This is a genomic window from Bifidobacterium oedipodis, assembly GCF_012932425.1.
In the GTDB taxonomy this organism is placed as follows: Bacteria; Actinomycetota; Actinomycetes; order Actinomycetales; family Bifidobacteriaceae; genus Bifidobacterium; species Bifidobacterium oedipodis.
Genome location: NZ_JAAIII010000003.1, coordinates 20,199 through 35,469, shown reverse-complemented (window position 1 = coordinate 35,469; position 15,271 = coordinate 20,199). Strand labels below are relative to the sequence as shown.

At 62.4% G+C, this 15,271-nt stretch carries 10 protein-coding genes; 7 read left to right on the top strand and 3 right to left on the bottom strand.

Going from position 1 to position 15,271, the window contains the following annotated elements; all coding sequences use genetic code 11:
* Positions 1-43: 43 nt before the first annotated feature.
* Entirely contained in the window at positions 44-2,440 is a 2,397-nt protein-coding gene (locus tag G1C95_RS05090) for a glycoside hydrolase family 3 N-terminal domain-containing protein (protein ID WP_169171889.1), read from the top strand.
* Positions 2,441-2,544: 104 nt separating this feature from the next.
* Here the strand turns inward: G1C95_RS05090 and G1C95_RS05085 are convergent, their stop codons facing one another.
* Positions 2,545-3,372 carry a MerR family transcriptional regulator gene (locus tag G1C95_RS05085; protein ID WP_169171888.1) on the bottom strand — a complete coding sequence of 276 codons (828 nt, stop codon included), beginning with the start codon at positions 3,370-3,372 and terminating at the stop codon, positions 2,545-2,547.
* Between the two features lie 100 nt (positions 3,373-3,472).
* On the opposite strand from G1C95_RS05085, the gene G1C95_RS05080 reads away from it, so the two are divergent.
* Genes G1C95_RS05080 through G1C95_RS05070 form a run of 3 tightly spaced genes read left to right on the top strand, consistent with a single transcriptional unit; the run spans position 3,473 to position 6,731 of the window.
* Positions 3,473-4,327: an SDR family NAD(P)-dependent oxidoreductase gene (locus G1C95_RS05080; protein WP_169171887.1), complete on the top strand. Its 855-nt coding sequence runs from the start codon at positions 3,473-3,475 to the stop codon at positions 4,325-4,327.
* Between the two features lie 54 nt (positions 4,328-4,381).
* On the top strand, positions 4,382-5,662 hold the full coding sequence (locus G1C95_RS05075) for an L-lactate MFS transporter (protein WP_335341404.1): 1,281 nt from the start codon (positions 4,382-4,384) through the stop codon (positions 5,660-5,662).
* Positions 5,663-5,693: 31 nt separating this feature from the next.
* Positions 5,694-6,731 carry a Gfo/Idh/MocA family protein gene (locus G1C95_RS05070; protein ID WP_169171886.1) on the top strand — a complete coding sequence of 346 codons (1,038 nt, stop codon included), beginning with the start codon at positions 5,694-5,696 and terminating at the stop codon, positions 6,729-6,731.
* Positions 6,732-6,832: 101 nt separating this feature from the next.
* Here G1C95_RS05070 and G1C95_RS05065 read toward each other — a convergent pair whose 3' ends face one another.
* Positions 6,833-7,933, bottom strand: a complete 1,101-nt coding sequence (locus G1C95_RS05065; protein ID WP_169171885.1) for a LacI family DNA-binding transcriptional regulator — start codon at positions 7,931-7,933, stop codon at positions 6,833-6,835.
* A gap of 343 nt (positions 7,934-8,276) precedes the next feature.
* On the opposite strand from G1C95_RS05065, the gene G1C95_RS05060 reads away from it, so the two are divergent.
* The 3 genes from G1C95_RS05060 to G1C95_RS05050 all read left to right on the top strand — a co-directional run bounded on the left by G1C95_RS05060 (position 8,277) and on the right by G1C95_RS05050 (position 13,831).
* Complete coding sequence (locus G1C95_RS05060; RefSeq protein ID WP_169171884.1) at positions 8,277-9,584, top strand: MFS transporter; 1,308 nt, start codon at positions 8,277-8,279, stop codon at positions 9,582-9,584.
* A gap of 128 nt (positions 9,585-9,712) precedes the next feature.
* The gene (locus tag G1C95_RS05055) at positions 9,713-12,388 is read left to right on the top strand and encodes a glycoside hydrolase family 78 protein (protein WP_169171883.1); all 2,676 of its coding nucleotides are present in this window, start codon (positions 9,713-9,715) and stop codon (positions 12,386-12,388) included.
* Between the two features lie 123 nt (positions 12,389-12,511).
* Positions 12,512-13,831, top strand: coding sequence for an MFS transporter (locus G1C95_RS05050; protein WP_169171882.1), 1,320 nt, complete (start codon positions 12,512-12,514; stop codon positions 13,829-13,831).
* Positions 13,832-13,887: 56 nt separating this feature from the next.
* On the opposite strand, the gene G1C95_RS05045 is transcribed toward G1C95_RS05050, so the two are convergent.
* The gene (locus G1C95_RS05045; protein ID WP_169171881.1) at positions 13,888-15,162 is read right to left on the bottom strand and encodes an MFS transporter; all 1,275 of its coding nucleotides are present in this window, start codon (positions 15,160-15,162) and stop codon (positions 13,888-13,890) included.
* Between the last annotated feature and the right edge of the window lie 109 nt (positions 15,163-15,271).

Below are 15,271 nucleotides of genomic sequence, written 5' to 3'. Positions count from 1 at the left end.
ATGGTAGTTATAAAGTTCATCTTCAGTGAGGAAGGCGAAACCCATGGCCGAACGCATCGAAGTCATGCCCTACAAGAACCCTGACCTGCCGGTCGCCGAGCGTATTGCGGATCTGTTGGGCCGCATGAGCCTTGAAGAGAAGGTCGGCCAGATGATGCAGCTCGACGCGCGCAGCGGCGACTTGGATGACCTGATCGTCGGCAAGCACGTTGGCTCCATCCTGCACACCAGCCCTGATGATCTGCCCCGCGCCGTCGAAACAGTGAACACCAAAACCCGCCTTGGCATCCCACTGCTGATCGGCGACGACTGCATCCACGGCTACTCCTTCTGGCCAGGGGCCACGATCTTCCCCGAGCAGCTTGGCATGGCCGTCAGCTGGGACGCGGAGAAAATCGAGGCCATGGGCCGCGCCACCGCCGAAGAGGTCTCCACCACCGGCGTGCACTGGACCTTCTCGCCGGTGCTGTGCATCGGCCGCGACACCCGCTGGGGTCGTGTGGGCGAAACCTTCGGCGAGGATCCGATGCTGATCGGCGAACTCGCCTCCGCCATCGTCAAGGGGTATCAGGGCGGCGCCAAGGCCGGCGAGCCGCTTGCCAAGAATGCGATCCTCGCCTGTGCCAAGCATTTTGCAGGATATTCCGAAACCCAGGGCGGTCGCGACGCCTCCGAAGCGGATCTCAGCCACCGCAAGCTTGAATCCTGGTTCCTGCCGCCGTTCGAACGCGTCGCCAAAGAAGGCTGCGGCACATTCATGCTTGGCTACGAATCCATCGAAGGCGTGCCGGTCACCTTCAACAAGTGGCTGCTGAGCGACAAGCTGCGCGGCGCATGGAACTACCAGGGCACGCTGATCACCGACTGGGACAATGTCGGCCGCGCCGTTTGGGAGCAGCACGTCAAGCCCGACTACACGCATGCGGCCGCCGACGCGGTCAAGGCCGGCAACGACCTGGTCATGACCACGCCGCAGTTCTATGAGGGTGCTATTGAAGCCGTGAAGAACGGCATGCTCGACGAATCGCTGATCGATGCCGCCGTGGAACGCATTCTCGCGCTCAAATTCCGTCTCGGCCTCTTCGAGGATCCGCGCCTGCCCAACCCCGAACGCATCAAGACGGTGATCGGCTGCGAGGAACACCAGCAGCTCAACCTCGAACTCACCCGCGAATCCGTGGCATTGCTTAAGAACAACGGTGCATTGCCGTTCAATCTTTCCCGTCATGCTGAGCGGAGCGCAGTGGAGTCGAAGCATCCCCGCATCGCCGTGGTCGGCCCTCTCGCCGACGACGCGCAAACCCAGCTCGGTGACTGGGCCGGCAACTCCGGCCAGGTCAACTGGATGCCCGACGGCCACCCGCGCGAGATGATCACCACTGTGCTCGACGGTGTCAAGACGATCGCCGGTGAGACGGGCGCGGAAGTCGTTTATTCTCGCGGTGCGAACATCATCGATCTCGTGCCCGATCCCGAAGGCGAGTTTTATCCCGATGGTCAGCCTCGACCGAAGGTCGCCATCCCAGCAGCCGTCGATCAAGCGCTAATCGACGAGGCCGTGCTCAATGCGCGGCAATCAGAAGTAATAGTGGCCGTAGTAGGCGATGTAGTGCAGCTCATCGGCGAAACCTGCTCCACCGCCACCCTTGAATTGCTTGGCGGGCAGAACGCGATGCTGAATGCGCTCGCCGATGTATCCAAGGAAACCGGTGCGCCATTGGTCGTGGTGCTGATCAGCTCCAAGCCGCAGGTGCTTCCGGCTTCTGTGGTTGGCCCCACGCCGACGGCTGCCGATCTCAACGTCGACGGGACGGTTGTTCACTGCCGCGAGATTGCAGGTGGCGCCGATGCTCTGCTATGGGCACCGAGCCCCGGCATGAAGGGTGGCCAGGCCATCGCCGAAATCATCTTCGGACTGACCGAGCCCTCCGGTCGTTTGCCGATTACTTTCCCACGCCACGCAGGCCAGTTGCCGGTTTACTACAATCAGATCCGCGGTCAGCATGGCAACCGTTACGCCGACCTCACTCAGGATCCGGCGTTCGCGTTCGGTGAAGGCCTGAGCTATACGACCTTCGAATACGGCGAGGTAACCGTAACCAACGTGCCGGCCTCCGGCGCTTTCGCTGAAACCGACACTGTGCACGCCGAAATCACCCTGACCAACACGGGCGAACGCCCTGGCGTCGAGGTCGTGCAGGCCTACATCGGCGATATCGTCACTTCCTACAGCTGGACCGACCGCGAACTCAAGGCCTTCAAACGTGTGGAGCTCGCACCGGGGGAGAGCGCGACCGTGGCCTTCGATATTCCGGTGGCGGACTGCACCATCGTCGATCCGCAGGCCAACCGCATCGTCGAAGCCGGCGAATTCGAGCTGCTCATCGGCCACTCGTCGCGCCGTGAAGACCTAAAGCGCACCGTCTTCACGGTCGCGTAACACGCGGATTCGTCGGTTGAGGGCCGCTGTTCCATCCCACTGCCAATAGTGGGGATGAAACAGCGGCCCTTTCGTCTACTGCAAGTGTCTACGCGCCGAAACGTCTATACCGCGCAACGGTGCCGCGTGTAGCGGATCGACACCCTGCCCCGCGATGCGCGGCTTCCCCAGATTTCGGTCATAGTGGCGTGAGGCCATTGCTCGGGGTCGTCGCGCATCGTCATGGCGATGCCTTCGTCGAAGCATTGTGAAAGGCGGTCGCGTTCTATCGCCATGCTTTGCGCCGGCCCTCCTGCGGGATTGATCACGGTGATCGACTCATCGAAACGGTAAGGTCCGTCATGCGCGCCCTGCGGGTCGAACTGATGGTAAGCCCACGCGCGTTCATGACGATGGTCGATGAGAATGCCGCGGCGCAGCAACGGCGTCGCGTCGGCCTCGCGCATGGCGCCTCGCAGCGCCGTCATGGTGCGCAGATACCGTTTGATGGCGAACGGTTGGTCATACGGCCATGGTTTGGCGGCCAGCCAAGTGGGTTGCAGGTCAGAGGAGACCACGCCGTCCTCGGGCGTCTGCGCCTTGCGGACGATTTCCTCCAGATAGTCGTTGAGACTGAGCTGTTGTTTGCGTAGCCGCGCGATCTCGCCATCCACGCGGGCACGGCTGGCATGCAGCACGCCGCGCCAATCCAAGGTTCCGTCTGGTAGGCGATGGTCCTCCAACGAATCCAATGGCATGCCGGTCGCCAGACAGATGCGCACCACGTCAAGCTCCAGTACCTGGTCGGGGGAGTAGTAGCGGTATCCGGTCTGCGGATCCACAACTTCCGGCTTGAGAATGCCGTGCGCGTCGTAATACCGCAGCGCCTTGGCGCTGACCCCATCCAACTTGGCGACTTCGCCGATGGTCAGCAGCTCATCGTCGTCTGCCACACACACCTCCTTGACCTTGCCCTTGGGGCAAAGTCTAGCATTCCGGATGTTGCCCCAAACAACGACGACAAGGGGCGTTCGCATACAAGGAGGTTCTGCCATGGAGGCGAAAGAGAAACGTGATTGGCTGGGCATCGCGGGCGATGTCTGCGTAGTGACCGGCGCGGTGGGCGGTATGGGCACCGCCATCTGCGGAGAGCTGGCCAAAGCCGGGGCGCGTCTGGCCATGGTCGACGTGTCCGAGGAGGCGACCAGACAGTTCGCCGACGAGATCGGCTCGACCTACGGGGTGGAAGCCAAAGGATACGGCTGCGACATCAGCGACGCCGAGGACGTCACCATTCTCAAAGACAAGGTGGTCGCCGATTTCGGTACTGTGGACGTGCTGGTCAACACGGTCGGCATCCTGCGCTTTGCGCCGTTGGAGGATCTTCCGCTTGGCGACTGGCGCGACGTGGTCGATGTGAACCTTACCGGCGCGTTCATCCTCTCCCAGACCTTCGGCAAGGTGATGCTGGAGCATAAGTCCGGACGCATCGTCCACATCTCCACGGTCGCCTCGCATTCCCCGGAGACCTTCTCCGGTGCCTACTCCTGTGCGAAGGCCGGATTGGGCATGCTGTCCAAGATGATCGCCGCCGAATGGGGGCCGTTCGGCATCCGCAGCAACTGCGTATGCCCCTGCTTCGTGAAGACGCCCATGTCCGCCTCGTTCTACTCCGATCCGAAGGTGACCGAGGAACGCGAACGTCTGATCGCCTCCCGCCGCATCGGCGAGGTGGAGGACATCGCCAACGCCGTGGCCTTCCTAGCCAGCCCCAAATCCGACTTCGTCAACGGCGACGAGATCAGCGTCGACGGCGGCTTCCACCTCATGATGGGCGATCTGACTCCGAAGCCGGGCGGACGCCGCCAGTTCGCCGTGAACTCGCTCAAGCAGCGCGGACTGATCTGACCGGATCGGCATACATCATCCTCAACCATTAGTTCAATAAACAAGGAGCAATACGTGTCTTCGACAACCGCAACCGTCGCCTCGTCCAAAGAGGCCAACCGTTACGGCGTGCTGGCGGCCGCTTTCGTGGTCATGTTCTTCGTGGCGTCCATCGCCCTGTTCAGCGTGTTCCTCACACCGTTGAGCGAACAGCATGGGTGGAGCACCGCGGAAGTGAGCCTGTCCTACTCGATCTTCCAGACGGTGATGGCCGTCACCGGCATCTTCTCGGGGCGCATCTGCGACAAGTTCGGCCCGCGCAAGGTGATGCTGATCGGCGGATTCGTCTTCGGTCTCGGCTGGTTCCTGACCGGCATGGCCGGCAGCATCCCCATGCTGTACCTCTTCCACGGTCTGATCGCCGGCATGGGCAACGGCTTGGTCTACAATCCGGCGTTGACCACCGCGCAACGCTGGTTCCCGGACATCCGCGGCAAAGCCTCGGGCATTCTACTGGCCGCCGCGGCCATCGGACCGGCCACACTGTCGCCGATCGCGAGCTTCCTGTCGAGCACCTTCGGCGTCTCGACCGCGTTGAAGATCCTCGGCGTGACCTTCTGGGCCGCCATCACCCTGGGCGCGCTGTTCGTTTCGCCCGCGCCGGCCGACTATCGGCCGAAAGGATGGAATCCTCCCACCGAAAACAAGCAGGCCGGAACGACCGGCGATGAGGGCTTCGATTGGAAAGGCATGCTGTCCACGCCGCGCTTCTACGTGCTGCTGCTCGTCTATGCGGCGGCCGCCACCGCCGGCACCATGCTGGTCGGTGCGCTCTCCGCGATCGCGCAGGAGCAGGTCGGCTCCGTGGGCGCGATGACCGCCGCCGCGTTCGGCGCCATGGTCGTCTCCATCAACACACTCTCCAACTTCGTGGGCCGCCTGGCGTTCGGTGCCTTCTACGACAAGTTCGGCGCGTTCCGCTGCCTGTCCGTCATGCTCGTCGTCACCGCCGTGGCCATGGTCACCATGTCATTCGCCACCACAGCGCCGTTCTTCATCGGATGCGTGATCGTGCTGGGCTGCGCGTTCGGCGCCCTGCTGGTGATCTATCCGCCGCTGACCGGCGAGACCTTCGGCACCACGCATCTGGGCATCAACTACGGCATCATGTTCCTCGGCTATGCGCTCGGCGCATGGATCGGCCCGCGCGTGGCCACCAGCCTATACAGCGAGGCGTTCGGCTATCGCAACGCCTTCTACGCGGCCGCCGTCATCACCGTGATCGGCCTGATCGTGGCGCTGCTGCTCGCCGCCAAAGTCAAACGAGCCGGCACCATGCGCGCTCCTCGTCGCTAAGAATCCACCCAACTCACACAAAGGAAACATCATGACCGAACAACTCAAACTCGCCGTCGTCGGCGCAGGCGCCATGGGCCGCGACCATATCCGCTACATCCAAGACGATCCCGACGCCACGCTCGCCGCCATCGCCGACCCCACCGACGAAGCGCATGCGCTCGCCGATTCCCTGGGCGTGCCGTGGTTCGCCGACTGTGAGGAGATGGCGGAGAACGGCGGCCTCGACGGCGTGGTCATCGCCTCGCCGAACCACCTGCATCTGGCGAACGCCCGCGCGGCGATTGCCCACGGCATCCCGGCCTTAGTGGAGAAGCCCATCAGCGACGATCTCGACGACGCGCGCGTCTTCGCCGCCGAAGCCCGCGAATCCGGCGTGCCTGTGCTGGTGGGTCAGCATCGCCGGCACAATCCCAAGGCGCGCCGCGCCAAGGAGATCATCGACTCCGGCGTGCTGGGCACCATCGTCGCGGTATCGGTGCATTACGGCATCTACAAGCCTGACGGCTATTTCGATATTCCGTGGCGTCGCCAGAAAGGCGCCGGCCCGATTCTCGTCAACATGGTGCATGACGTGGATATGCTGCGCTTCCTGTTCGGCGAGCCCGTGGCCGTCCAAGGCATGGCGGCCAATCAGGCGCGCGGCTTTGAAGTGGAAGACACCGCCGTGGTCAACGTGCGCTTCGCCAACGGCACGCTTGGCTCGATCACCCTGTCCGACGCGGCGGCCAGCCCATGGAACTGGGAGTCGACCTCGCGCGAAAACCCCTTCTTCGCGCCGTTCGACACCGACGCCTACCACATCATGGGCACCAAGGGATCCCTGTCGATGCCGCAGCTCAAGCTGTTCACCCATGACGGCGGCGTGAGCGATTGGACCAAACCGTTCGTCTGCGAGATCCAAGGCGTGCGCGAGGGCCTGCCGCACCGTCTGCAGCTCAAGCATTTCCTCGAGGTGATCCATGGCGAGGCGAAGCCGCTGGTCACCCCTGAGGACGCCATCAAGTCGCTTGAGGTGTTGAACGCCATCAAGCGCGCCGCCGATGAGGGCGCGATGGTCCGGCTGTAGGTCGACGATAGGCGCATACGCACAGAAGCGGCGGGCCGTCCCATATCACATGGACGGCCCGCCGCTTCGTGTATGCCCCGTATATTCCGCGCGAAGGCACGCTACCGCCGTGTGGAGGCGCGTCGGATTAGCGTGGGGTCGAGCATGGTGGAGCCGTGGATATGCGAGAGATTGTTGATTTCGTCGAGCATCATCATCATGGCTTTGCGTCCCATATCCGCGCCCGGGGCGGCGACGACGGTGATCGCCGTGTTTCCGACGCTTTCGTTGCGCGCGTTCTCGGTGCCGATGACGCTGACATCCGCGGGGATTGAGCACAGACCTTCGTCCGTCAATCCCAAAGACAATCCGATGGCGAGCTGATCGCTGCCCGCCACGATGCCGTCCGGCGGCAAGTCGCTGTTGTTGGGAAGGGTCGTGGGGTCGTCTGAGGTGTTGGATGACGTCTTGCCGCGGGCCTTGTTGATTTCGACGGCGAGCCTTTTGCCGACTTCCATGCCGTCGTCGATCGTCAGACCTCCGGAATCGATCACCATAAGCGTGGTGTCTCCTCCAGCTCGCATCACAGCCTGTTGCATGCCGAGATATCGGTCTTGTATGGCCTCGTAATCGAAGGAATGCGCGACAAACGCCAGACGCCGGCATCCAGAGTGGATGAGCTCCTCGGCGGCGAGGCGTCCGCAGGCCGCATTGTTCTCCTGCACGCTGCATGCCGCGTCCTGACCCGCAGGTGAGGTGTGGTCGAGCAGGATGATGGGTTTGCCGGCGGCTTCGGCGATGGCGATGTCCTCATGCGGGTCCTGCACGGTGGCGAGCATGATGCCGACCACGTCGGGCATCTGCGTGAACAGGCGCACCAATTCATGCTGCCGGTCGAGATCGGAGAAGGCGTTGACGCCGATTACCTGCATGCCGTTGTCCTCGCACACCTCTTGGATCCCCTCGAAGATCGAGGTGAACAGGGAATGTTCGATGTCGGTCATCACGTATCCGACCAGCGGCGTGGACAGCGATGAGGACGCGGCGGAAACGGGCATGGCGCGGCGTGGCACATAGCCGAGTTCGGCGATGGAGGCGCTGATCTTCGCTTTCAATGTATCGGAGACTCGTTCGGGATAGTTGAGATAGTTCGATACGGTGCCGATGGATACTCCCGCATGCTTGGCGATGTCCGATACGCCGACTTTCTTCGTTGCTGGCATATGCGCGTCCTCCTGTTCCGTCGCCGCGCGGGCGGGGTGTTCGATACGCCCTACAATACGCCGAAATCGAGGATAATGTTTTGAAAACTTTCAACACGCCGTGATATTTGATTTGAATATTTCAAAATACGGGATTATACTCATGGATATCAAGGAGGAGCAGGAAACACATGACGGCTCATGTGTCTTTCCTGATGAAACCAAGAGAACTCAAGAATAACAACGGTGTTGTCGTGAGGCTATCTCATGAGAAAACCATTGAATATCTTGAAGAGAGAATTGAAAATATCAATTCACGTTTCAAGCCATAGTGGGCTTGAAGCACGAGGTGCAAGGAAGAGATATGAATACTTCAACAAAGCAGGACAAAGGTCTCGGCGGATACATGCCGCTGGCCGTCGCCGCCGGCATCGGCTCAATGCTCGGCTCCGGCATCATCGTCGGCCTGTCCTCGACCATCACCGTCTGGCAGAATGGTCTGGGCCTGAGCACCACGGAAGTCGGCGTGCTCTCCGGCGTGCTCACCTTCGCCATCGCCTTCGGCTCCCTGTTCGGCGGTCATCTGGCCGACAAAATCGGCCGCATCACCTTCTTCAACTGGATCAACCTGTTCTACGCCATCGGCGCGGGCATCTGCATCTTCGCCAACAACTTCACCGTATTGCTTATCGGCCTGATCATCGCGGGCGTCGCCTCCGGCGCCGACCTGCCCGTGTCGATGACCGTCGTCTCCCATGACGCGCCCAACGACCAGATGGCCGCCCGTCTCGTCTCCACCACCCAGGTGTTCTGGCAGGTCGGCGTGTTCATCTCCTTCATCTGCGCCTTCCTCGTCTCCACGATGTCGGGCGCGACCGGCGGCCGCGTCGTCTTCGCCATCCTTGCGGTGTTCGCCGTGGTGACATGGCTATGGCGTCTGACCTCGCCGACCTTCCGCCGCTTCCATGAGGAGGCCGACGCTCGTGATGCGGCCAAGGGACGCGCCGCCTCCGCCGAAAAGGTATCCGTCGTCAAGGTGCTGTTCGGCTCCGACAAGAAGATGTTCCTCGGATTCTTCCTGGCCATCATGATCTTCTACCTCGGCTGGAACCTGCTGGCCAACACCTGGGGTCAGTTCCAAACCTACATGTTCGTGCAGGCCAACGCCTCGCAGACTCTTGCCACGGGCCTGGGCATCATCCTCAACTTCGTGACGCTGGTGCTCAACATCGCCTTCGCCTCCATCGCCGGCGGCAAATACCGCAACAAGATGTTCTTCGTCGGCATGGCCATCACGCTGGTCGCCATGGTCATGCTCTCGCTGGGCGGCACCAACCTGTGGGTGATCGTCGGTGCCACCGCCATCATGAACGTCGGCGGTCCGTTCGCCGGCGAGGCGCTCTACAAGGTGTGGACGCAGGAATCCTTCCCTATCGAGGTGCGCGCCTCTATCCAAGGTTTCATCAACGGATTCTCCCGTCTGTGCTGCGGTCTGTTCGCCCTCGTCACCCCCGCGCTTGTGGTGCCCGCCGTCATCAAAACCACCATGTGGGGCTTTGTGGGCGTCGTCGTCATCGAACTCATCGCCGGTTCCGTGATGCTGGCCCTGCAGAAGAAGTATGGCACCGACGAGGAACGTCAGACGAAGTCCACCGCGGCCGTCGAAGCCTGACGGCAAGGCCTTTTTGGGTGGGGCGAAACCGAATGAACATCCGTTCCCACCCAAATCGGCAGAACATATGCGAAACGCGAACAACTATGGGACCATCATCGCAACAACGAGTTGACGAAGGAGTCATTATGAACAACATGTCCACATCGCAGATCGTGCCGGCCGTGGCCGTCGACGATCTCGCCATCACCCGTTTCACCGTCGAACATTATCCCGGAGACGCGCTTGGCATCGGCACCGTCGCTCCGCGCATGAGTTGGGTGTACGCGAAGCCCGTGCCGGCGGACTCCCAGATCCTGCTGAAACTCACCCGCCGGGTGCCAGGTGGCGATCCCGTCGAACTGGAGACCTACCTGCCGACCGCCGACAGCGTGCTCGTGCCCTGGCAGTTCGAACCGTTGACCTCCCGTGAGGAGGTGTTCGCCACCGTGCAGGTGGTGTCGGCCAGCCACCATCCTTTGGGGGAGCCCAGCGAGACGCTGCATTTCGAGGCGGGACTGCTGCTGGAGCACGATCATGTGGCCGATTTCGTCGGTCCCTCATGGGCGGAGCCGCAAAGCGACCATCGTCACCTGCCGCTGGTGCGCACTGAAGTCAATCTCAAGAGCAAGCCGGTCCGTGCGCGACTGTACCTGTCCGCGCTGGGCCTGGTCGAAGCGGAGATCAACGGCGTCAAGGTCGGCAACGACGCGTTGGTCCCCGGCTGGACGAACTACAACCAGCGTGTGGAATGCTGGACCTACGATGTGACCGGCGAACTCGAATCCGGTGCCAACGCGTTGGGCTTTTGGCTGGGCGACGGATGGTTCCGCGGCCGCATCGGCTTCGATGGCGGCTATGCGAACTATTACGGCGACCGTATCGGCGTGTTCGCGCAGCTTGAGGTCGAATACAGCGACGGTGGCACCGAAGCCTTCTACTCCAACTCGTGGGACCGCAGGTGGAAGGTCGCGCTCGGCCCCATCATCTGTTCCGACCTGTGCGAGGGGGAACGCTACGACGCTCGTCTCGAACAGTCTGGCTGGTCCGAACCCGGCTTCGACGACTCCGGCTGGGCTCCGGTGGCCGAAGTGTTCTACGATCCGGCACGCATCGAGAATCCCGAAACCTCACCGGTGCGCGCCCACGAGGAGCATACGCCGCTCTCCATTACCCAGATTGGCGAAACCGCTCAAGGCCGCGGCGTGTGGCTGGTCGACTTCGGACAGAACTGCTCGCAGCGCATCAGGCTGCATATGCGTGGCCTCGCCGCCGGCGAGACGGTTGAACTGCGTCATGTCGAAGTGCTCGAACCCGACGGCACGATCGCCACACGCACCCTGCGCCGAGGCCAACAGCACGACGTCTACATCTCCAATGGGCAAGATGCTTGGTGGGAGCCGCGCTTCGCCATGCATGGCTTCCGTTACGCGCAGATCGAAGGGTTGCCGGGGGAGTTGACTGCCGACGACATCGAATGCCGCGTCTACCATTCGGTGATGGACCGCGCCGGCGATCTGGAGACTTCCGACGCGCTGCTCAACAGACTGCACGCCAACGCCGTGTGGTCCATGCGATCCAACTTCGTCTCAATCCCCACTGACTGCCCACAGCGCGACGAACGATTGGGCTGGACCGGCGACATCTGTCTGTTCGCGCCTACCGCCAGCTATCTATACGACGTGCAGGGATTCCTCGGCAGCTGGCTCAAGGATGTGCGCGCCGACCAAATCAAATGGGGCACCGTGCCGTTCTATGTGCCGTTCGTTCCGCTCGGCGCGTGGGCCCATCCGCAGGCCATTTCCACATGGGGCGACGCCGCGGTGGAGGTGCCGTGGTCGCTGTACGTGGACAGCGGCGACGCGAAAGTGCTGGAGGACTCCTATGATCTGGTCCGCACGTGGATCGACGAGGTCGCTGGCTACCTGTCGGACGACGGCGTGTGGGACCGCAGGCCGGACTTCGTGCTCGGCCAGCTGGGCGATTGGCTCGACCCGGCCGCTCCGCCGGACGATCCCACCCAGGCGATGACCGAGAAGGAGCTCGTCGCCACCGCGTTCTACTACCGCAGCTGCGTGCAGGCCCAAGCCATCGCCGGCATCCTCGGCCGCGATGACGATGCCGAACGCTTCGCCGAATTGTGCGATCGCGTATGCGCCGGATTCCTCGCCCGCTTCACGAACCTTGACGGCACGATGAGCTCCGACACGCAATGCGCCTACGCGTTGGCCATCGCCTTCGGCCTGCTCGACGGCGAGCCTGTGCGCCGTATCAAAGCCGGCAACCGTCTCGCCGAACTCGTGCGCCTGTCCGGCGGGCGGGTGAGCACCGGATTCGCAGGCACACCGTTCGTACTGCCCGCATTGAGCATGGCCGGCCACGACAAGGAGGCGTACGACCTGCTGACCTCGACCGAATGCCCCAGCTGGCTGTATCAGGTCAAGATGGGTGCCACCACCACATGGGAACGCTGGGATTCGATGCGAGAGGACGGCACGCTCAATCCGGGCGGCATGACCTCGTTCAACCACTACGCGCTGGGCTCGGTCGCCGAATGGATGCACGCGCGCATCGGCGGACTTGAGGCCATCGAGCCGGGTTGGAAGCGATTCCGCGTCTCGCCGCGCGTCGGCGGCGGCATCGACCACGCCTCCACCTCGCACGTCACTCCCTATGGCAAGGCCGCGGTCGACTGGAAGGTCGCGGACGACGTTTTGAAACTGACCGTCACCGTGCCGGTCGGTGCCACGGCGCTTGTCGAAATCCCCGACTACGAGTCGCGCGAACTCGGCGCAGGCGAGCATCGACTCGAATTCCGCCGGTAGCGTTCCGGCTCCGGATGAGGTGCGGGCCAAGGCGACATGTCTCCGCCCGCACCCCGTATCGCGCCTTTCGCATCCTCTTTTTTCGATATTCCGTGTTCACCACAGTCAACGAAGGAAACATTTATGACACTCAACGAAGAGTCGTCGACGACTCGAACCGCAACCGCTCCGACTGCCATCTCCAACCTCGCGCCCGACACCGGGCGTCCCCTAAGCGGCCGTGACAAAATCCGCTTCGGCGTGGGTTTCGCCCTGTTCTCCCTTATCTGGATGACCGCCGGAACCTCCGGCTCGGCCGTGCTGCTGCCCCAACGCTTCACCGAACTCGGCATCGGCGTGCCTGAGGTGATCCTCGGCACCATGAACTCCGTGGGCTGTGTGTTCGCGCTTGTGGCCAACGTCGTGTTCGGCACCCTCTCTGATATCACTCGCTCGCGTTTCGGCAAGCGCACGCCATGGATCGTCGCCGGCGGCGGCGTCACCGCGGCCGGCTATGTGCTCGCCTCGCAAAGCGTGGGCCTGTTCGGCATCGTGGCCGGTTGGTCCGTCGTACAGGTGGGCGTGAACATGATGATCGCCCCGGCCGTGGCCGTGCTCTCCGATCGCATTCCCGAAAACACGCGCGGCACGTTCTCCGCGTTCTACGGCGGCGCGCAGATCGTCGGCCAGTCGGCGGGCACCTTCCTGGGCGCGCAGTTCATCGAGAAGATGGGGCAGGGCTTCATGATCGGCGTCGCCCTGTTCGCCATCACCGGCGTCGTGACCGTGCTGATCTGGCCGCGCGAACGCTCGTCGAAGGTGGTTGCCGCCGATGAGACGGCCGCCCGACTGGATGCCAAAGCCATCCTCAAGTCGTTCGTGCCGCCCACGAAGAACTGCCGCGACTTCTACCTCGCGCTGGTCGGACGCCTGATGCTCATCCTCGGCTGGTCGATGATCCAGGGCTACCAACTGTACATCCTGCAGAAATACTGCGGGCAGACGACTGAGGATTCCGCGGTTACGATTTCCACGATGTCGGTCGTCTCCATGATCGTGCTTATCATTACCTCGGTAGTTTCGGGTCCGATCTCCGACCTGCTGCACCGCCGCAAGATCATCGTGGCCATCGGCTCGGTGATCATCGCGGTCGGCATCGCGATCCCGTGGTTCATGCCCACCGGATTCGGCATGATTCTGTTCGCCGGTGTGGGCGGCTTCGGATACGGCATCTACATCGCCGTCGACCAGGCGCTCAACGTCGACGTGCTGCCCAGCCAGGAGGAGGCCGGCAAGGATCTCGGCATCCTCAACCTCGCCAATACGGTCGGACAGGTGCTCGCCCCGGTGATCGTCGGCGCGATCGTCGTGGCCACCGGCAGCTACGCGACCCTGTTCCCAATCGCCCTCATCAGTGTGCTGCTCGGCGCCGTGGTGATCATGTTCATCCGTAAGGTGCGCTAAGAAAACAATGATGGGCCGGTCTCGCTGAACGCAAGACCGGCCCATTTGCAGTTCGTTTAATTCACTTTCTTGATGAACATGATCACGACCGCGCCGACCATCACGGCGATGATGGCCACGGGGAAGACCAGGAAGTATCCGCCGGTGGCGACCACGATCGAGGAGACCACGATCGGTGCGATGACCTGGCCGAGGGTGTTGGCGAGGTTCAGGATGCCGAGGTCCTTGCCGGCCTCATCGGAATTGGGCAGCACGTCGACATTGAGCGCCTGGTCGACGGCCATGTAAATGCCGTAACCGAGACCCATCACCGCGGCGTAGATGAACATGGCGGTCTGGGTGGGCCAGAGCCACGGCACGGCGATGCCGACGGCGATGATCGCGGAGGAGATGAACACGGGGACCTTGCGCTTGCCGATCTTGTCGGAGATGGGACCGGAGATCAGCGAGACGGCGAGGGAGACGACCATGGTGATGACGGCCATGGTGGAGACGGTGGCCGCGGCGGTGGCGTCGTCCTGGCCGATGTATCGCATGCAGACGTACAGCTGATATCCGACGATCATATTGTAGCCGAAAATCAGCATCAGCCGGCCGACCAGCGCCTTGTAGAAGTCGGATGCGCCCTTGATCGGTGGACGGAACTGCAGCACCACCTGCTTGAGGTTGAACTTCTGGGCGGAGTCGTTCTTCGCGGGAAGCTCGCGGGGGATGAGGGCAACGGTGCCGAGTCCGCACAGGAACCAGCAGATGGTGCCGATCATGAAACCGGTCGTCGGAGCGTTGATGAACGCGGATCCGATGATGGTGCCCAGCGACTGGCCGACGATCTGTCCCGCGCCATAGAAGGCGCTCATGGTGCCGCGGTACTTCTGGGGCACCCGGTCGGAGAGGATGGCGACGCATGGGGCGAGCATGCAGTTGAGCCCGATCTGCAGCAGCGACCATGAGGCGACGATGGTTGGCAGGGTGACGGAGATGGAGGTCAGGTAGAAACCGATGCCGGCGATTGGGCCGCCGATGATGATCCACGGGGTGCGCTTGCCGAATCGGCTGCGCGAGGCGTCGGAGAGCGCGCCGAACACCACATTGGCGATAAGCGCGAAGATGATGCCGACGGAGTTCATCGTGCCCAGAATGGTCTCGCCCTGGCCGATGCCGAGGGTGTTGAACCGAGCCGGCAGCAGCACCGTCGAACCGATGGTGCCGGACATCATGAAGACGATGCAGAAGAAGATGAAACCCGCGCCGAAGCGGCCGAGGTTGAGTTTGCTGACGGGTTTGCCCGTGTCGGGGGCGAGTTCGTCGTTGGCGATGGTTTGCGATTCCATTGCGCACACCTTCCTTGGTGTTTTATGCGGATATGACAACAACACTGTTCCGGTGAGTGGTTACTTGTTAATAGTTACTACTCAGTAACATCAAAATCTAATCAGAGGG

Coding starts and splice junctions, on each gene's coding strand:
- G1C95_RS05065 (WP_169171885.1), bottom strand. CDS start 7,933: ATGCCAGCAACGAAGAAAGTCGGCGTATCGGACATCGCCAAGCATGCG.
- G1C95_RS05060 (WP_169171884.1), top strand. CDS start 8,277: ATGAATACTTCAACAAAGCAGGACAAAGGTCTCGGCGGATACATGCCG.
- G1C95_RS05050 (WP_169171882.1), top strand. CDS start 12,512: ATGACACTCAACGAAGAGTCGTCGACGACTCGAACCGCAACCGCTCCG.
- G1C95_RS05070 (WP_169171886.1), top strand. CDS start 5,694: ATGACCGAACAACTCAAACTCGCCGTCGTCGGCGCAGGCGCCATGGGC.
- G1C95_RS05080 (WP_169171887.1), top strand. CDS start 3,473: ATGGAGGCGAAAGAGAAACGTGATTGGCTGGGCATCGCGGGCGATGTC.
- G1C95_RS05055 (WP_169171883.1), top strand. CDS start 9,713: ATGAACAACATGTCCACATCGCAGATCGTGCCGGCCGTGGCCGTCGAC.
- G1C95_RS05045 (WP_169171881.1), bottom strand. CDS start 15,162: ATGGAATCGCAAACCATCGCCAACGACGAACTCGCCCCCGACACGGGC.
- G1C95_RS05090 (WP_169171889.1), top strand. CDS start 44: ATGGCCGAACGCATCGAAGTCATGCCCTACAAGAACCCTGACCTGCCG.